Source organism: Herbiconiux sp. FW305-C-125, from assembly GCF_058783455.1.
Window position 1 is genome coordinate 759,070 of record NZ_JBYSYO010000001.1, and the last position, 15,715, is coordinate 774,784.

At 69.3% G+C, this 15,715-nt stretch carries 21 protein-coding genes; 10 read left to right on the forward strand and 11 right to left on the reverse strand.

Annotation, left to right across the window (positions count from 1 at the left end; translation table 11 throughout):
* Positions 1-4: 4 nt before the first annotated feature.
* From AC3WLB_RS03810 to AC3WLB_RS03845, 8 genes are all read right to left on the reverse strand, one after another.
* On the reverse strand, positions 5-1,270 hold the full coding sequence (locus AC3WLB_RS03810; RefSeq protein ID WP_492503421.1) for a sugar ABC transporter substrate-binding protein: 1,266 nt from the start codon (positions 1,268-1,270) through the stop codon (positions 5-7).
* A 44-nt stretch (positions 1,271-1,314) separates the two neighbouring features.
* Positions 1,315-2,337 (reverse strand): LacI family DNA-binding transcriptional regulator, encoded by a 1,023-nt coding sequence (locus AC3WLB_RS03815; protein WP_022898086.1) that lies wholly within the window; start codon positions 2,335-2,337, stop codon positions 1,315-1,317.
* A 169-nt stretch (positions 2,338-2,506) separates the two neighbouring features.
* On the reverse strand, positions 2,507-4,126 hold the full coding sequence (gene groL, locus AC3WLB_RS03820) for a chaperonin GroEL (RefSeq protein WP_022898087.1): 1,620 nt from the start codon (positions 4,124-4,126) through the stop codon (positions 2,507-2,509).
* A 110-nt stretch (positions 4,127-4,236) separates the two neighbouring features.
* Positions 4,237-5,316, reverse strand: coding sequence for a DUF3048 domain-containing protein (locus AC3WLB_RS03825; protein ID WP_492503424.1), 1,080 nt, complete (start codon positions 5,314-5,316; stop codon positions 4,237-4,239).
* A gap of 71 nt (positions 5,317-5,387) precedes the next feature.
* Complete coding sequence (locus AC3WLB_RS03830) at positions 5,388-5,591, reverse strand: cold-shock protein (protein WP_022898088.1); 204 nt, start codon at positions 5,589-5,591, stop codon at positions 5,388-5,390.
* Positions 5,592-5,778: 187 nt separating this feature from the next.
* Complete coding sequence (locus AC3WLB_RS03835; protein WP_492503427.1) at positions 5,779-6,396, reverse strand: LytR C-terminal domain-containing protein; 618 nt, start codon at positions 6,394-6,396, stop codon at positions 5,779-5,781.
* A gap of 14 nt (positions 6,397-6,410) precedes the next feature.
* Positions 6,411-6,698, reverse strand: coding sequence for a DUF3263 domain-containing protein (locus AC3WLB_RS03840; protein WP_492503429.1), 288 nt, complete (start codon positions 6,696-6,698; stop codon positions 6,411-6,413).
* 110 nt (positions 6,699-6,808) lie between these two features.
* Positions 6,809-7,282 carry a GNAT family N-acetyltransferase gene (locus AC3WLB_RS03845; protein WP_492503431.1) on the reverse strand — a complete coding sequence of 158 codons (474 nt, stop codon included), beginning with the start codon at positions 7,280-7,282 and terminating at the stop codon, positions 6,809-6,811.
* A 61-nt stretch (positions 7,283-7,343) separates the two neighbouring features.
* Between AC3WLB_RS03845 and msrB the strand changes: the two genes are divergently transcribed.
* Positions 7,344-7,745: a peptide-methionine (R)-S-oxide reductase MsrB gene (gene msrB, locus AC3WLB_RS03850; RefSeq protein WP_022898090.1), complete on the forward strand. Its 402-nt coding sequence runs from the start codon at positions 7,344-7,346 to the stop codon at positions 7,743-7,745.
* Between the two features lie 2 nt (positions 7,746-7,747).
* Complete coding sequence (locus tag AC3WLB_RS03855) at positions 7,748-8,293, forward strand: nitroreductase (RefSeq protein WP_022898091.1); 546 nt, start codon at positions 7,748-7,750, stop codon at positions 8,291-8,293.
* A 131-nt stretch (positions 8,294-8,424) separates the two neighbouring features.
* On the opposite strand, the gene AC3WLB_RS03860 is transcribed toward AC3WLB_RS03855, so the two are convergent.
* Together AC3WLB_RS03860 and AC3WLB_RS03865 are read right to left on the reverse strand one after the other, a co-directional pair.
* Positions 8,425-9,174, reverse strand: coding sequence for an SDR family oxidoreductase (locus AC3WLB_RS03860; RefSeq protein WP_492503434.1), 750 nt, complete (start codon positions 9,172-9,174; stop codon positions 8,425-8,427).
* Positions 9,171-9,638, reverse strand: a complete 468-nt coding sequence (locus AC3WLB_RS03865) for a hypothetical protein (RefSeq protein WP_492503436.1) — start codon at positions 9,636-9,638, stop codon at positions 9,171-9,173. Before AC3WLB_RS03865 ends, AC3WLB_RS03860 begins: the two co-directional genes overlap by 4 nt.
* A gap of 83 nt (positions 9,639-9,721) precedes the next feature.
* On the opposite strand from AC3WLB_RS03865, the gene sigJ reads away from it, so the two are divergent.
* From sigJ to AC3WLB_RS03880, 3 genes are all read left to right on the forward strand, one after another.
* Positions 9,722-10,639, forward strand: a complete 918-nt coding sequence (gene sigJ, locus AC3WLB_RS03870; protein ID WP_492503438.1) for an RNA polymerase sigma factor SigJ — start codon at positions 9,722-9,724, stop codon at positions 10,637-10,639.
* A 176-nt stretch (positions 10,640-10,815) separates the two neighbouring features.
* A complete protein-coding gene (locus AC3WLB_RS03875; RefSeq protein WP_492504660.1) occupies positions 10,816-12,006 on the forward strand; it encodes an MFS transporter in 1,191 nt (396 codons plus the stop codon).
* A 9-nt stretch (positions 12,007-12,015) separates the two neighbouring features.
* Positions 12,016-12,501, forward strand: coding sequence for a GNAT family N-acetyltransferase (locus AC3WLB_RS03880; RefSeq protein ID WP_492503440.1), 486 nt, complete (start codon positions 12,016-12,018; stop codon positions 12,499-12,501).
* Positions 12,502-12,914: 413 nt separating this feature from the next.
* Here AC3WLB_RS03880 and AC3WLB_RS03885 read toward each other — a convergent pair whose 3' ends face one another.
* A complete protein-coding gene (locus AC3WLB_RS03885; protein WP_492503442.1) occupies positions 12,915-13,151 on the reverse strand; it encodes a DUF3263 domain-containing protein in 237 nt (78 codons plus the stop codon).
* Positions 13,152-13,287: 136 nt separating this feature from the next.
* On the opposite strand from AC3WLB_RS03885, the gene AC3WLB_RS03890 reads away from it, so the two are divergent.
* From AC3WLB_RS03890 to AC3WLB_RS03910, 5 genes are all read left to right on the forward strand, one after another.
* Positions 13,288-13,629, forward strand: coding sequence for a DUF2510 domain-containing protein (locus AC3WLB_RS03890; protein ID WP_492503444.1), 342 nt, complete (start codon positions 13,288-13,290; stop codon positions 13,627-13,629).
* Between the two features lie 91 nt (positions 13,630-13,720).
* Positions 13,721-14,044: a hypothetical protein gene (locus tag AC3WLB_RS03895; RefSeq protein WP_492503446.1), complete on the forward strand. Its 324-nt coding sequence runs from the start codon at positions 13,721-13,723 to the stop codon at positions 14,042-14,044.
* Positions 14,045-14,095: 51 nt separating this feature from the next.
* Positions 14,096-14,251 (forward strand): hypothetical protein, encoded by a 156-nt coding sequence (locus tag AC3WLB_RS03900; RefSeq protein ID WP_492503448.1) that lies wholly within the window; start codon positions 14,096-14,098, stop codon positions 14,249-14,251.
* 125 nt (positions 14,252-14,376) lie between these two features.
* Entirely contained in the window at positions 14,377-14,526 is a 150-nt protein-coding gene (locus AC3WLB_RS03905; protein WP_492503450.1) for a hypothetical protein, read from the forward strand.
* A 51-nt stretch (positions 14,527-14,577) separates the two neighbouring features.
* Entirely contained in the window at positions 14,578-15,699 is a 1,122-nt protein-coding gene (locus tag AC3WLB_RS03910; protein WP_492503452.1) for an acyltransferase family protein, read from the forward strand.
* Positions 15,700-15,715 lie beyond the last annotated feature (16 nt).

Here is a 15,715-nt window from a genome sequence, read left to right on the forward strand (position 1 = left end):
TCGGTTACTTGCCGTCGGTCGCCGACGACGCCGCCTGCTGGGCCGCGGTCAGCGCATCCTGCGGCGAGGATGCTCCGGAGAGCGCGCTCTGAACGGCCGTCCACAGCTGCTCGGAGATCAGCGGGTAGTCGGTGCCGAGGTTGTCGCTCGTGCGCCCCTTCGCGGCCTGCACCGCCGAGACCCAGGTCGTGAGGTCCGGGTGCTCTTCGAGCAGCTTGTCCTGACCGTCGCTGGTCGGCGGGATGTAGTACGCGAAGGTGTCGGCGGTCTTCACGAAGCCGTCGGGCGTCGTCATGCAGTCGACGATCTTCTTCGTGGTCTCGTAGCGCGCGGTGTCGTTCTGCACCGGGGCCGTGATGAATTCACCACCGGTGGGGGCCGGCGCGACGCCCGACTTCTCGGCCGGCAGCTCGATGACGCCGGTCTTGAAGGGCTGCTTCGACGCACTGTTGACCTGCCAGGTGCCGTTCTCGCCGAACGCGAAGTCGCCGGTGAGGAACTCCTCCCAGGTGGTGTTCTGCGAGTTGCTGATCACCGACTGCGGGGCGTAGCCCTTCTGCACCCAGTCCGTCCACAGCGTCAGGGCCTTGACCGCCTCGGGCGAGTCGAGCTTCGTGAGGTCGGCACCGGCTCCCCAGAACCAGGGCAGGAACTGGAACGAGCCCTCTTCGGTGTTGATACCGGCGAAGGTGATGCCCTTGTGGCCGGCTGCGGTCACCTTGGCCAGAGCATCCGTGAGCGAAGCCCAGCTCGTGATCGAGGCCGGGTCGACACCGGCGGCCGAGAGGATGTCGGCGTTGTAGTAGAGCGCGAGGGTGTTCGCGCCGATCGGGATGCCGTAGTCCTTGCCGTCGAGCTCACCCGCCGCGAGGAGGTTGGCGTCGATGCCGGAGGTGTCGAGGCCGAGTTCGTCGGTCGTGGTCAGCATGCCCGTGTCGGCCAGGGTCGACACGGCGGGGTTGTCGAGCAGGATGATGTCGGGCGCGGTGCCCTCCTGCGCGGCGAGCAGCGCTTGATTGGTGAGAGCGGTGGTGTCGTAGGCGGTGCGCTCGATGGTCACCCCCGCCTCCGTGCCGCAGGCCTGCACGCGGTTGGCCCAGTCGGAACCCTCCTCGTGCTGGGGGTACGGGTCCCACCAGGTGTAGGTGCCGCCGGCGGCGTCGGTCGACGAGCTGTCGCCCGTGCCCGAGGTCGAGCAGCCCGCGAGCGCGCCCACCGCGAGTGCGGCGACCGCGACGACGAGCGGCGCTCGTAGCGTCTTGGTGATCATGGTGTTCCTCCTTGAACGTGTCCGGGAATCCGGACCTCTTGGTGTCAGTGACGGGTCGGCGGTACAGCTGTACTGCCGCGGTCGTCGATCCGGGGCGCGAGCAGATCGACAACGGTTGTTTCCGCATCGGCGGTGCCGTCGATGCGGGAGACCAGGCGTTCGACGGCGCGCCGGCCGAGTTCATCGGCGGCGCTGTCGATCGCGGAGTACGGGAGCGAGAAGGTGCGGGCGAAGTCGTCGGAGTAGCGGCCGATCACCGAGATGTCGGCCGGCGCCGAGAGCCCCCGCGAGTGCAGCACGTTCGGCAGTGCGGCGGCGGCGGCTTCGTTGTTCAGCAGCAGACCGGTGGCCGACGGATGCTCGTCGAGCAGCCGCTCGAGCTCGATCCCGATCTCGGGCTGGCTCGAGGAGCCGAAGTGGTGGTGCAGCTCGATGCCGAGTTCGGCGGCGCGCTGCTGGGCGGCGTTGGCGAGACGCCAGACGTAGGCCCCGCCGCGTTCGAGCACGTGCTCGGGCTGGGAGACGAGGATGAGCGAGCGGTGACCGAGCTCGTGCAGTGTCTCGACCATGAGGCGGCCGGCGGCCACGAAGTCGAGGTCGAAGACGTCGATCCCGGACGGGTCGCCCGGCAGGCCGACCAGCGAGCCGGGCTGTGCGGCCGAGCGGAGGATGTCGAGGCGGTCGTCGTTCTCGGCCACGTTGAGCAGGATGAAGCCGTCGACCATCCGCGAGTCGGAGATGCGCTTGAGGGCTGCGACGCCGTCCTCGTCGGTGAGGAGGAGGGTGTCGTAGCCGGCCTCGCGGGCGCGGTTCGTGACGCCGAGGATGTACTGCAGCATGGCGGGCGCGAACTCGTCCTCGAGGAAGCGGGCCAGGAGGCCGAGCACCTTGGTCTGCGACGTGGCGAGCGCCTTCGCCCCCGCGTTGGGCGTGTAGCCGAGGTTGCGCACGGCCTCTTCGACCTTCTCGCGGACCTCGGGCGAGATGGAGCGCTTGCCCGACAGGGCGTACGACGCCGTGCTGCGGGACACTCCCGCTACGCGGGCCACGTCTCCGATCGTCACCATGAGGTCTCCATCGTCCTGCCGTCACATTGTCGTCGAACCGGTTCGATTCGAACCGGTTCGACACTAACAAAGACGGCCCCCCACCGCAAGAGCCCCCAGGAACGCCGAAGGGCGGCCCCCGGAGGGACCGCCCTTGGCAGTGGTGGTGCTGAGCCCGAAGGCGCGGGGACTAGAAGTCCATGCCGCCCGTGGGGTCGCCGGCCGGGGCCGGGTTCTTCTCGGGCTTGTCGGCCACGACGACCTCGGTCGTGAGGAACAGACCGGCGATCGACGCGGCGTTCTGCAGCGCCGAGCGGGTGACCTTGGCCGGGTCGATGATGCCCGCCGACAGCAGGTCGACGTACTCACCGGTCGCGGCGTTCAGGCCCCAGCCGTAGTCGAGGTCGCGCACCTTGGCGGCGACGACACCCGGCTCCATGCCCGCGTTGAACGCGATCTGCTTCAGCGGAGCCTCGATGGCCACCTTCACGATGTTCGCACCGGTCGCCTCGTCGCCCGAGAGCTCGAGGCTCTCGAACGCGGTCTTGCCGGCCTGAATGAGGGCCACGCCACCACCGGCGACGATGCCCTCCTCGACGGCGGCCTTCGCGTTGCGCACGGCGTCTTCGATGCGGTGCTTGCGCTCCTTGAGCTCGACCTCGGTCGCGGCACCGGCCTTGATGACCGCCACACCGCCGGCGAGCTTCGCGAGGCGCTCCTGGAGCTTCTCGCGGTCGTAGTCGCTGTCGGTGTTCTCGATCTCGGCACGGATCTGCGCCACGCGACCGGCGATGGCCTCGGGGTCGCCCGCGCCCTCGACGATGGTGGTCTCGTCCTTGGTGATGACGACCTTGCGGGCCTGACCGAGCAGGTCGAGGGTGACGTTCTCGAGCTTGAGACCGACCTCCTCGGAGATGACCTGGCCGCCGGTGAGGATCGCGATGTCCTGCAGCTGCGCCTTACGACGGTCGCCGAAGCCGGGAGCCTTGACGGCGACCGACTTGAAGATGCCGCGGATCTTGTTCACGACGAGCGTGGCCAGAGCCTCGCCGTCGACGTCCTCGGCGATGATGAGCAGCTGCTTGCCGGTCTGGATGACCTTGTCGACGATGGGCAGCAGGTCCTTGATGTTCGAGACCTTGCTGTTCACGATCAGGATGTAGGGGTCTTCGAAGACCGCTTCCTGACGCTCGGGGTCGGTGACGAAGTAGGCCGAAAGGTAACCCTTGTCGAAGCGCATGCCCTCGGTGAGCTCGAGCTCGGTGCCGAAGGTGTTCGACTCCTCGACGGTGACGACGCCTTCCTTGCCCACCTTGTCGATGGCCTCGGCGATGATCGCGCCGATCTCAGGGTCGGCAGCCGAGATGGAAGCGGTCGCGGCGATCTCTTCCTTGGTCTCGATCTCCTTGGCGTTCTTGATCAGCTCGGCCGAGACGGCGGCGACGGCCTTCTCGATGCCCTTCTTGAGCGAGATCGGGTCGGCGCCGGCGGCCACGTTGCGGAGGCCTTCCTTGACCAGGGCCTGAGCGAGCACGGTGGCGGTGGTGGTGCCGTCGCCTGCGACGTCGTCGGTCTTCTTGGCGACCTCCTTGACGAGCTCCGCACCGATCTTCTCGTACGGGTCGTCGAGCTCGATCTCCTTGGCGATGGAGACACCGTCGTTCGTGATGGTGGGGGCGCCCCACTTCTTCTCCAGCACGACGTTGCGGCCGCGCGGGCCGAGCGTCACCTTGACGGCGTCGGCGAGGGTGTTGAGGCCGCGCTCGAGGCCGCGGCGGGCCTCCTCATCGAAAGCAATGATCTTTGCCATGTGTGTTTCTCGTCCTCCCTGGACGTCTTCAAAGATTCCGTGGGTTAGCACTCAGAGTTCACGAGTGCTAAAGCAATACTGGCACTCGCAGGGTGGGAGTGCAAGTGAGCTCAGCCCGCGGGCGCGGTGGTCGGCGCGGTGACGGTGACGCTCCCCTGCTCCAGCGGCACGAGCTCCACCCAGGTGCTGCCCGGGGCGAGACGCACGGTGGCACCGAGATCGTCGACGAGACGGATGGGGGCGCCCTGAGCATCCTTCGTCCAGGTCGCGTGCACGGTCTTGCCGCCGCTCGACACCCAGGCTTCGCCCGAGGCGACCATGACCGCGCGCGGCACCTCGGCGTCGTAGTCGTAGACCTCGTCGACCCGCAGCGTCACCACGTTGCTGGCGGCGAGTTGCGCCCCCGCCGAATCGAGGTCGGGCGCGCCCTCCTGCGACCGGAGGAACATCGAAGCGGATGCGTCCCACGCCCAGCTGGGGTACCGGGCATCCGAGAACACCAGGTCGAGCGTGCCGGTCGGCGCGCCGTCGACCCCGGCGGTCGACGACGCGGCGTCGAAGGCGTAGGCGAACTGCTGGGCCGGCGGAGCGAGGTCGGCGTGCTCGGCCGCGAGCTCGGCGGCCTTCACCATCACGTCGTGCGGGCTGTCGCGGTCGTCGGCGCGGAAGAAGGTCGCCTCGGTGTCGCTCTGCCCGTGGATGGCGCTGTAGACCGGCGCCTGGCGCATCAGCTCGACGAACTGCTCCTGGCCGCCTGAGAACGCGACGATGCCGCCGAGCGGGGAGAGGATGTCGGGATCCATGGGCCGGATCGACCGCACCGGGCCGACCAGCTCCGGCAGGTCGGATTGCCACACGGCGACGTAGCGCGTGAGGCCGCCCTCGACCAGCTCCTCGAACACGAGGTCGGCGCGCTCGAGCCCGACCTGGGGGCGGGCATCCTCGTGGTTGTCGATCTTCGCCGCGAGCGCCGGACTCGTCAGGCTGCCCACCGGCACCAGAGTGCCGCGCAGTGGAGCGGGCTCAGTGGGCGGCGGCGTCTGGTAACCCGATGACGAGCCGGCGGTGGGCGTCACCACCGCGGCCGGTGGTGCCGCGGTCGGCGCCGTGCAGGCGGCGACCGCCGACATCGAGAGCGCGAGCGCCGCACCGGATGCGATGCGCAGCGCGCCTCGACGTCGGCTCTTCACGCCCACAGACTAACGCCGCGCGGCGTCAGCATCGGCGCACACCGTCGTGCGCCGCAGAACGGGCGAGGTGATCAGGCAAGCCGGACGGACTCGGCCTGAGGCCCCTTCGCGCCGGTGCCCACTTCGAAGACGACCTGCTGGCCCTCTTCGAGGACCTTGTAGCCTGCCATGTCGATGGCGGAGTAGTGGACGAAAACGTCCTGCCCACCGCCGTCGACCGTGATGAAGCCGTAGCCCTTTTCAGCGTTGAACCACTTCACGGTTCCATTCGCCATTGTTACTCCCGAGTGCTGTGTTTCTGCAGTGGTGACACAGTTGCCACGACCACTTCCAAATCCTAGGGGCGCGGATTCGGGCGAGAAAGGCTCGAGCGGCAAAATCGGCAGATCGTGACCGCAACTCAACACGACGGAAACACGCGCGTAATATTGCGGCCCGGATGCCCGGGTCAGTCGCCGGGCACTACTCGGTTCCGTCGGCCGGAGCCACGGCCGGCGGCACCTCACTCGTCCCGCCGTCGAGGCCGGGGCCGGCGTAGTCGGTGCCGAGCACCACGGTGAGGGCTGCACCCTGGAAGGTCGAGGACTGCTCGGTCGCGACCCCGCCCAGCAGTTGTGCGAGGCCGAGCGCCGCCGCCTCGTTCGCCGGGTCTTCGTAGTAGACGGTGGTGGTGGCGAAGTCGGTGGAGCTCGCGTTGGCCATGGTGCCCACGTTCCAGCCGGCCTCGGTCGCGGCCTGGCCGACCCGACCGGCGAGACCCACGTTCTCGGTGCCGTTCAGCACCGTCACCGCGAGGGTGCCGTCGGTGACCGGGGTGATCGTCGGAGTGGGCGTCGGGGTCTCGGACGGCACCGCGGTGCCGCCTCCGCTCCCGCCGCCGCCGAACGCATCCGTGAACTGGATGTTGTTGTTGATCACCGCCAGGTAGGTCACGCCCCCGCCCACGAGCAGGGCGGTGGCGAGTGCCGCCCAGGCCACCACGATCCAGCCGCGGCCGCGCGCGCGTGGTCCGCGGTGCGCGCCGACGCGATCGGGGTGGGCGGGCAGACGGTCGAAGCTGTCCTCAGAGAAACGGGCCATGCGGAGGTGAAGTCCTAGTCGTCGCGCGACAGCAGTCGTGCGGAGCGCGCGGCCATTCGCGCATCCCGCACCCGCTGAAGCCTCTTGATGAGCATCGGATCGTGTGCGAGAGCGGCCGGGGAGTCGATCAGCGCACCGAGAAGTTGATAGTACCGGGCCGAAGAGAGTCCGAACTCCTTGCGGATGGCCTGCTCCTTCGCCCCGGCGTGCTTCCACCACGCGCGTTCGAAGCTCAGGATGCGGGCGTCGCGGTCGCTCAGCGCGGCCGGGGCACCCGGCTGCTGCTCTTCGGCGGCGGCCATCCCACTCCTTCCTCTGCGCGCGTTTTCGCCATCATATGTGCGCACGCCTCAACGCCCGCCGATAGCGGCGGCGGGCCGCGCGATCGGCGCGGCGCGGCGCGCGGCGCGACTCAGTCGGCGCTGTCGTCGTTGCCCGGCCGGAACATCGAGACGTGCGGGATGCCCGCCTCGACGAACTCCTCACCGAACGCCACGAACCCGAACCGTGCGTACAACGGTGCGATGTAGCTCTGCGCGTGCAACAGCATCGACTCGTCGCCGAACTGGTCGAGCACCTGGGCGATGAGCACCTGAGCGAGCCCCTGACCGCGGAACTCCGGATGCACGACCACGCGCCCGATCAGCCGGCGCGCGTCTTCGTGCTCGGGCTCCGCATCCGTCAGCACCCGCAGGTAGGCCACCGTCCGGTCGCCCTCCGCGATCCAGTAGTGGATGGTCTCGGGCTCGGCGTCGCGCCAGTCGAGCTCGGTCTCGTCGACCTTCTGCTCCACGAAGAAGACATCGGTGCGGAGCTTGAGAAAGGCGTAGAGCTCGGCCGTGCTGAGCTCGGCCCAGCGCTTCTGAACAAGGGAATGGGCAGGCACCTGCCAGAGTTTACTGAAATGATTGATGGTCGACCCGCCCGAATCCGTTCCAGGGAGCAGCATGTCCTACGAGGTTGAGAAGTCCGACGACGCCTGGCGCGCCGAGCTGTCGAGCGAGGAGTACGCGGTGCTCCGGCAGGCGGCGACGGAGCGCCCATGGACGGGCGAGCTCCTCGACGAGAACCGGGAGGGCGTCTACAAGTGCAAGGCCTGCGGGCAGGAGCTGTTCCGCAGCACCACGAAGTTCGACTCGCACTGCGGCTGGCCGAGCTTCTACGACCCCACCGGCTCCGACGCGGTGGAGCTCATCGAAGACCGCTCGCTCGGCATGGTGCGCACCGAGGTGCGCTGCTCGAACTGCGGCTCGCACCTCGGGCACCTCTTCGACGACGCCCCGCAGACCCCCACCGGCGACCGCTACTGCATGAACTCCATCTCGCTGAGCTTCGAGGCGGCCGAGTAACGGTGCCCGGCGTCAGAGCCGCGATGCTCGCCCGGCGGTCCTCGTCGAAGGTGACGGATGCGGCACCCACGCCCGCCGAGGTCGCCGACCTCGTCGAGGCGGCCGGCCAGCTCGCCGACCACAGCGGGCTGCGGCCGTGGCGGGTGATCGAGATCCGCGGCGAGGCGCGCGACATCCTCGGCGACGCGCTCGCGGCGGCCGACGGCGGGCGGGATGCCGAGAAGTTCCGCGGCAAGGCGCGCCGTGCGCCGCTCGTGCTCGCGGTGGTCGCGTCGTTCCGGCCGAGCCACAAGGTGCCGCGCTGGGAGCAGGAGGCGGTGGCCGCCGGCGTCGCGCACGGGCTGATGCTGCTGCTCGACGACGAGGGCTGGGGCGTCATCTGGCGCACCGGTGAACTCACCCGCACGAAGCCCGTGCGGGCGGCGCACCGGCTCGGCGAGCACGAGGAGCTGCTCGGCTGGCTCTACGTCGGGGGCCTGCCCGACCGGGGCAAGAAGGAGCGCCCGAAGGGCCGCATCCGCGTGGCGGAGCACCTCTCGTCGCTCTGACGCGCTGCCCACCCTCCGCCGCGCACTCCTCCAGCCCCGCACGGGAACGACGGAGTTTCGGGGCCGCTGACGGGAACGACGGATGCTCGCTCCGACGTTGCCGCGAGCATCCGTCGTTCCGGACGGGCGTCTCAGAGCGCGGCCAGCCACTCCTCGAAGGTCTGCGTGCCGCGGCGGGCGCCGGCGCCGGCCAGCAGGGTGCCGTCGCGGAGGGCGCGGCCCCACACGCCGGGCAGCGGCACCTGCAGCACCGGGCGCCGAAGCCCGGTCGCAGCGAGGTAACGGCGCACAAGATCGGCCATGTTCTCGGTGTGCGGGCCACCCAGATCGCGGTCGAGACCGCGAGGTGCGCCGAGCGCGATCTCCACCAGAACCGCCGCGACCTCGGCCGCCGCGACCGGCTGCGACTGCATCGTCGGCACGAGTTGCACCGGTCCGATCCGGCCCTGCTGCACCATCTGAGCCGCGAACTCGTGGAACTGGGTGGCGCGCAGGATGCTCCAGCCCCCGCCCGAGGCCATCACGAGGTCTTCCTGCAGCTTCTTGCCGGCGTAGTACGCCGAGGGCGCCGCGGCGGCCCCGACGATCGAGAGCGCGACGTGGTGCGGCACACCCGCGGCCCGTTCCGCCGCCAGCAGTGTGCGGGTGACGGCACCGAAGAACGCGGTCGAAGCCCGCGCCGACGTCGTGCTGACCGAGGAGACGTCGATCACGGCGTCGCTGCCGCCCAGCGCAGCCGCGACGGCGGGCACCGCGCCCACCGCGGTGAGGTCGTGCCCGGCCGAGCGACTGAGCACGACGGCATCGCGCCCGGATGCTCGCAGCACGTCGACGACGTGCCGCCCCACCGCGCCCGTCCCGCCCGCGACCGCGACCCTCATCGTGCCAGCCCCTCGAGGTCGCGGTCGGCCACGACGGTGAGCCGCGCATCCGCCGGCGTCACCGTGACGGGACGCGCCGGCAGGGCGAGCAGCACGCCGAGGGCGAGGCTGACACCGAGACTGACCACGTTGCCGACGACGTCGACCGCCGAACCCTCCAGGTGCAGCAGGTGGTAGCCGTAGTGGATGGCGCCGAACACCGCCCAGCCGAGCCCCACCACGCGCGCCGGCGCCGCCGTGCGCGCGGCGATCGCCGCCACGCTCGCGGCGGTGAGGCCGAGGTACAGCCCGCCGACGTCGCGCACGAGGTGCTCGTTGAAGGGCCCGTCGACCGAGACCCAGGTGAGCCCGAACCCGGGGAAGGCGTCGTAGAAGGAGTGGGGGAAGAAGGCGGCCCACACGCCCACGTAGGCGCCGAGGAGCGCCGCCGCGGCGAGCAGGATGCGTCGAGGTGTGCTGTTCATATCTCTCTGGACGGAATGACGGCAGAAAGTGTGACCCGCATCCGGGAGTCGCGAGATGATGGGCGCAAGCAAGGGAGTTCCCGATGACCGCACCCGACGATCGCGGCGACGTCGACGCCGAGGTGATCGGCGAGCGCCGGCACCTGATGAGCTTGGCGTACCGGATGCTCGGCACCGTCGCCGAGGCCGAAGACGCCGTGCAGGAGACGTACACGCGCTGGTACCGCCTGTCGCCGGCCGAGCGCGATGCGATCGAGGTGCCGCGTGCCTGGCTGACCCGGGTGGCGAGCCGCGTCTGCCTCGACGTGCTCGGCTCCGCGCGGGCGCGCCGCGAACGCTACGTCGGCCCGTGGCTGCCCGAGCCGGTGCCGTCGGACACCTTCGCGGGCACCGTCACGAGCCGGTCGCACGAACCGCAGGATCCGCTCGACCGGGCGACGCTCGACGACTCGGTGAGCACGGCACTCCTGCTGGTGCTGGAGGCGATGACCCCGGCGGAGCGGGTCGCGTTCGTATTGCACGACGTGTTCGCCGTGCCGTTCGAGGAGATCGCCGAGACGGTCGGCCGCACCCCGGCCGCGTGCCGCAAGCTCGCGGCCTCGGCGCGGCGCCGGGTGGCGGCCAGCCGGGTGCGTCAGGTCTCGCGGGCTCAGCACGACGCGGTGGTGCGGGCCTTCTCGGCGGCCGCGCGTTCGGGTGATCTGACCGCGCTCATCGCGGTGCTCGACCCCGATGTCGTGCTCCGCTCCGACGGGGGCGGAGTCGTGTCCGCTGCCCGCAACCCGGTGTCCGGCGCCGACCACGTGGCGCGGTTCCTGGTCGGGCTGCTCACGAAACGGCCGAGCCTCGAGGTGGTCGACCAGGAGACGCCCGACGGGCTCGGGTTCGCCATCTGGGAGGAGGGCCGGATCATCGGGGTGGCGACGCTGCACGTCGTCGAGGGGTCGGTGGCCGACGTGTGGATCGTCGTGAACCCCGACAAGCTGTCGCTCTGGAACTGACGGTGCGGCGCGCGGCGGACGCGCATCCGGCCGTGCTCTACGATTGACCGGTGACTGAACTGGACTCGACTCCAGTCAATGAAGACTCCCCCGCCGCTCCCGCCGCTCCCGCCGCCTCCGCTACCACCGGCCAGGACACCGACGCCGGCCCGGCCCCGCTCGAGCACGTCGGCACCGTGCGCCGCTGGCTCGCCATCGTGGCGCTCGCGCTCGGCGGTTTCGGCATCGGGGTCACCGAGTTCGTGACGATGGGGCTGCTGCCGAACATCGCGCAGGACCTGCTGCCCGCGACGTACGCCGTCGATCCGGAGTCGGCAAACGCATCCGTCGGTCACCTGGTGTCGGCCTACGCGCTCGGTGTGGTCGTCGGCGCTCCGACCATCGCGGCGCTCGCCGCCCGCTGGCCGCGAAAACGGCTGCTGGTGGTGCTCGTGTCGGTGTTCGTGGCCGGCAACCTGCTCTCGGCGGTGCTGCCCTCGTTCGGGCTGGTGCTCGCCGCACGCTTTCTCAGCGGCCTGCCGCACGGCGCCTACTTCGGCATCGCCTCGCTCGTAGCGGCATCGCTGATGGGGCCCGGCCGGCGCGCTCGTGGCGTCGCCTTCGTGCTGGGCGGGCTCGCCATCGCGAACGTGGTCGGGGTGCCGGCAGGAACCTTCCTCGGCCAGCAGTACGGCTGGCGGAGCGCGTACCTCCTGGTCACCGTCATCTTCGCCGTGGCGCTCGTGGCGATCGTCGTGGCGGTGCCGTTCCGGCCGGGTGATCCACGGGCGACCCTCCGCAACGAGCTGAGCGCGTTCACCCGTCTGCAGGTGTGGCTGACGCTCATCCTCGGGTCCGTCGGTTTCGGCGGCATCTTCGCCGTCTACACCTACGTGGCGCCCGTGGTCACCGACGTGGCGGGGCTGCCGGCGGCGTTCGTGCCGTGGGCGCTCGTGGTGTTCGGCATCGGCATGACGACGGGCACGTTCGTGAGCGGCTGGCTGGCCGATCGCTCCGTCACCAGCGCCCTCCTCATCAGTCTCGGCGCCGTGGGCGTCTCGGTGCTCGGCTTCGCCCTGTTCGGTGGCTCCGCAGCGGGCATCATCGTGTTCCTGCTGCTCATCGGGGCGTGCGCGGGCGCCTGTTCGCCCGCCATCCAGACCCGGCTCATGGACGTCTCGCACAACGCCCAGTCGATCGCCGCGGCCCTCAACCACTCGGCGCTCAACATCGGCAACAGCCTCGGCGCATTCCTCGGCGGCCTCGCGATCGCCGGCGGGTTCGGCTACCTCTCGCCCGCCCTGGTCGGCGTCGGACTCGCGGCGGCCGGTTTCGCGGTGCTGCTCGTCTCACTCGGCATCGATCGCCGGAGGCGCCTCGCTCGCTAGGGTGTGGACATGTCCGTGCGCCGCGCCACCCTCGACGACCTCGACGAGCTCGCTCCGCTGTTCGACGCCTACCGCGCCTTCTACGGCCTCCCGATCGACCCAGCGGAGCCGTCGGCCGCGCGCGACTACCTCGCCGAACGGATGCGCCAGGGCGAGTCGATCGTGCTCGTCGCCCCGTCGTCGGCCACGTCCGCACCGGACCCGACTGCTGCGCCCGCGCGGCTCGACGGTTTCACCCAGCTCTACCCGACGTTCTGCTCGCTCGAGCTCGCGCCGGTGCTCGTGCTCTACGACCTCTTCGTGCGCCCGGATGCGCGGGGCCGCGGCACCGCGACCGCCCTGCTCGAGGCGGCGCGCCGGCTCGGCGTCGAGGCCGGCGCCTGCCGCCTCGAGCTCTCGACGGCGCACACCAACACTGCGGCGCAGCGCCTCTACGGGTCCCTCGGCTGGCAGCCCGACGCCGCCTACCGCCACTACGAGCTCCCGCTCCGCTGACCCGCCGCACCCGCACCCGCCCCGCAATTCAGGAGCCGGCGGGCGATCGTGCGGTTTTCAGGAGCCAGGGGCCTGAGAACGGGCGGATCGCCTGAGAACGGTACGACGGCGGCTTCGCCTGGAGGAAAGGCAGCCAGAGCGGTGGCGGCGGAGGGGCCGGCTGCGGGACTCGAACCCCACGACGCATCGCGTCGTGCGTCGCCCGGGCCGGCCACGCGCGCGACTCAGGGCGGTCAGTGGGGCCGGCTGCGGGACTCGAACCCGCAACCCCCGCTTGTAGTCTGGCGAAGCCCGATGCGGCCCTAAGCGGCCCGCCATCGGGCGGTTCTCCGCGGCCGGGATGCCTCGCATTGCCCTCGATTGCCCGGCGTGGCCCGCGCAAAAGCGTGAGTAAACCGTGACTAATCGTCGCGTCACAGGAGCATCCGGTCGCGGTGGTTCAGGCGTCGCTCGAGGCGCGTGCGGAGCCGGTAGACGAGCTGCGGGTGCGCCTTCAGTGCGGCCGGGTCTTCGAGCAGGTGCGCGAGGCGCTGCTGGTACCGTGCTGCCGTCCACCCGAACTCGCGGAGGATCGCCATCTCGCGGCCGCGGGGCTGGTCGATCCACCGCTCCTCGAAAGCGAGGATGGCGCGGTCCTGATCGGTGAGCATGGGGTCGATGCTCGCACCACCCACCGACAATGAGAGAACGCCCCGCACGGCCCGTGGATGGGCGCGTGCGAGGCGGGACTGTCACGGGGCCCTGCTCGGTGGGTAGGATCGCTCCAGACTCGATCAGGGGGTTCTCATGAGCAACGCGGCAGCTGGCTGGTACGACGACGGGGCAGGACGTCAACGGTGGTGGGACGGGCACCAGTGGACCGACCACTACGCTCCCCCGCCAGCCCCACCTCAGCCGCAGTACCAGCAACCCGCCTACTACCCTCAGCAGCCCCAGTACCAGCCGTACCAACAGCCCATCCCGGTGAGCGTGCAGGGCCGGCAGGCGAACAACATGGGGGTGTCGTACGTTCGCCCGCAGCAGGGACACAGCCTCACCCTGTGGATCATCCTGTCGGTGTTCCTGTTCATCCCGGTGATCTGGTTGATCTACTACTCGGTCAGCCCCAATCACTACTGGCACGCCTGACCTCCTGACCGCCTCTTGGCGTGTTGTCGGTGGTGCTGCCTACCATCAGGTGCGCAGGAGCACGGCGCGCTCCGCAGGGAGGGAGCACGACGTGGCGAAGCAGCAATGGCACCCTGTCGAGTCGATGCTCGCCACCGAGTGGATCTTCCCCCGCCCCGGCACCAAGGAGCCGTTCGCGATCATCCGCTGGGTCGACGTCCACCTCAACGGCGAACCCATCTCCCGGTGGCGGGTCGTGACCTGGCACACCGACCCGAAAAAGCGGCGACTCATCGGGGACGGCTACTACCGCGAGATCGAAGACGCCGCCTTGGCCGCCCACAAGCACGCGATCGCCATAGCAACCCCTCAGGTGCTCCACACACACCACGGACCATCCACCGTGATCAGGAACGAAGTCGCCGAGTACCGGTGAGTATGCCCCCAGTCCAAGGAAACCGGCGGGCGCAGTGTCAGGCTGCGCAATATGACCATCTCTCCGCACGCCCGCTTCCTGGTGATCGCCACGGGCATGGAGGGCGTCTACGTCGGCACCTCGCCCGACGGCTTCATCGGGCTGATCCTGGACAACATCGACTCGGTCTCAGAGTTCCCCAGGGAGGAGCTCGAACAGCTCAGCTAACCGCGTCGCGTAACCCACACGGCCTACGACCGTACGCCAACTACGCAGTCACCGTCCGCCCTCGAGCTTCTCCCCGAACAGAGTGTTTTGGCACCAGTGACAGTGGCTGCTCGTACGATCAGCCCATGAAAATCTCGTCCACGATTCGCAACACCGACACGCTCGAGCTCGACACAATCGAGGTCGAGACGGACGTCTACGACCTCGGATACGCCGACCTCCGGGAGCGGGTGCCCGAGGGGTGGCAGATGCTCAACGTCGGCGTCGACCGGTAAGCGTGGTTCGCGCGTCTATACTCGTCGAGTACAGGGGACGGCGGGGGGAAGATGCCAGCACCAGGTAACAAGCACGGCCCGAGCGCTATCCCGTCTCTCGATGGCATCCGCGCGATAGCGGTCCTCATCGTGTTCATCGGACACGGAGCTACCGCGCCGCTGATCTGGCCCGGCAACGTCGGCGTCACCATCTTCTTCTTCCTCAGCGGCTACCTCATCACCACCCTGCTAAGGCGCGAATGGGGCAAAACCGGGCGGATCTCACTCTCGAAGTTCTACCTCCGGCGTGCTCTGCGCATCCTCCCACCGGCTTACATCACGATCATCATCGCCGTGGTCCTCGGTGCGGCGGGTGTGCTGGCGGCGACAACTACCGTGTGGGGTGTGCTGGCAGAGGGCCTGAACCTCACCAACTACTACCTCATCTTCTTCGGACGCGAAGGGCTCCCGCCCGAGACGTCGATGCTGTGGTCACTCGCCGTCGAAGAGCACTTCTACTTGATATTCCCCGCCGCGCTTATCCTGATGCTTCGCAAGCGACTCAGCCGCGTCACCATTGGGCGAATCCTCCTCGTCGCGTGCGGTGTGGGACTGCTGTGGAGGATCGCTTTGACGTTCGCGCACGCCAGCTTCTTCCACCTCTACACCGGCACCGACACCCGATTCGACGGGCTACTAGCCGGCGCCGCGATGGCGCTGCTGTGGAACCCGACTACTGGCGACGCGTTCCCTTTCCGTGTTGACCAGAAGATCATCGCGCGCGTGCTCGTCCCAGTCGCGGTGGTTGTGTTCGCAGCTTCCGCGCTGATCCAGAAGGACGCGATCCGCCTCTCCGTCGTCGACACTGTGCAGTACCTGTGCCTCATCCCGATCTTCTGGTTCGTGATCACCCAGCCCACCAGTTGGGTTGGTCGCATCCTCAACAACCGCGTCGTCGCACACATCGGGGTGCTCTCGTTCTCGATCTATCTCCTCCACCGGCTCGCGATAGCCCTCGTCGCTCCGCTGTCGCCTATCAACCCTGTCCGTGATGTCATCGCCCTGGCTGTCACAATCGCCGCCGCCGAGGTGATGTACCGGTTGGTTGAGGACCCGCTGGCGAAGGTGCGGCGTCGTCTCGAGGTCAGGCTTCCCGTCCGGGAAAAGCGAAAAGACCCCGACCCAGCCTTATAGGGCTGAGCCGGGGTCT

What these genes read in the sequence shown, in the direction of transcription:
- AC3WLB_RS03865 (WP_492503436.1), bottom strand. Translation starts at nt 9,638, where the DNA reads ATGAACAGCACACCTCGACGCATCCTGCTCGCCGCGGCGGCGCTCCTC.
- AC3WLB_RS03880 (WP_492503440.1), top strand. Translation starts at nt 12,016, where the DNA reads ATGTCCGTGCGCCGCGCCACCCTCGACGACCTCGACGAGCTCGCTCCG.
- sigJ (WP_492503438.1), top strand. Translation starts at nt 9,722, where the DNA reads ATGACCGCACCCGACGATCGCGGCGACGTCGACGCCGAGGTGATCGGC.
- msrB (WP_022898090.1), top strand. Translation starts at nt 7,344, where the DNA reads ATGTCCTACGAGGTTGAGAAGTCCGACGACGCCTGGCGCGCCGAGCTG.
- AC3WLB_RS03900 (WP_492503448.1), top strand. Translation starts at nt 14,096, where the DNA reads ATGACCATCTCTCCGCACGCCCGCTTCCTGGTGATCGCCACGGGCATG.
- AC3WLB_RS03835 (WP_492503427.1), bottom strand. Translation starts at nt 6,396, where the DNA reads ATGGCCCGTTTCTCTGAGGACAGCTTCGACCGTCTGCCCGCCCACCCC.
- AC3WLB_RS03840 (WP_492503429.1), bottom strand. Translation starts at nt 6,698, where the DNA reads ATGGCCGCCGCCGAAGAGCAGCAGCCGGGTGCCCCGGCCGCGCTGAGC.
- groL (WP_022898087.1), bottom strand. Translation starts at nt 4,126, where the DNA reads ATGGCAAAGATCATTGCTTTCGATGAGGAGGCCCGCCGCGGCCTCGAG.
- AC3WLB_RS03810 (WP_492503421.1), bottom strand. Translation starts at nt 1,270, where the DNA reads ATGATCACCAAGACGCTACGAGCGCCGCTCGTCGTCGCGGTCGCCGCA.
- AC3WLB_RS03860 (WP_492503434.1), bottom strand. Translation starts at nt 9,174, where the DNA reads ATGAGGGTCGCGGTCGCGGGCGGGACGGGCGCGGTGGGGCGGCACGTC.
- AC3WLB_RS03815 (WP_022898086.1), bottom strand. Translation starts at nt 2,337, where the DNA reads ATGGTGACGATCGGAGACGTGGCCCGCGTAGCGGGAGTGTCCCGCAGC.
- AC3WLB_RS03890 (WP_492503444.1), top strand. Translation starts at nt 13,288, where the DNA reads ATGAGCAACGCGGCAGCTGGCTGGTACGACGACGGGGCAGGACGTCAA.
- AC3WLB_RS03830 (WP_022898088.1), bottom strand. Translation starts at nt 5,591, where the DNA reads ATGGCGAATGGAACCGTGAAGTGGTTCAACGCTGAAAAGGGCTACGGC.
- AC3WLB_RS03910 (WP_492503452.1), top strand. Translation starts at nt 14,578, where the DNA reads ATGCCAGCACCAGGTAACAAGCACGGCCCGAGCGCTATCCCGTCTCTC.
- AC3WLB_RS03905 (WP_492503450.1), top strand. Translation starts at nt 14,377, where the DNA reads ATGAAAATCTCGTCCACGATTCGCAACACCGACACGCTCGAGCTCGAC.
- AC3WLB_RS03885 (WP_492503442.1), bottom strand. Translation starts at nt 13,151, where the DNA reads ATGCTCACCGATCAGGACCGCGCCATCCTCGCTTTCGAGGAGCGGTGG.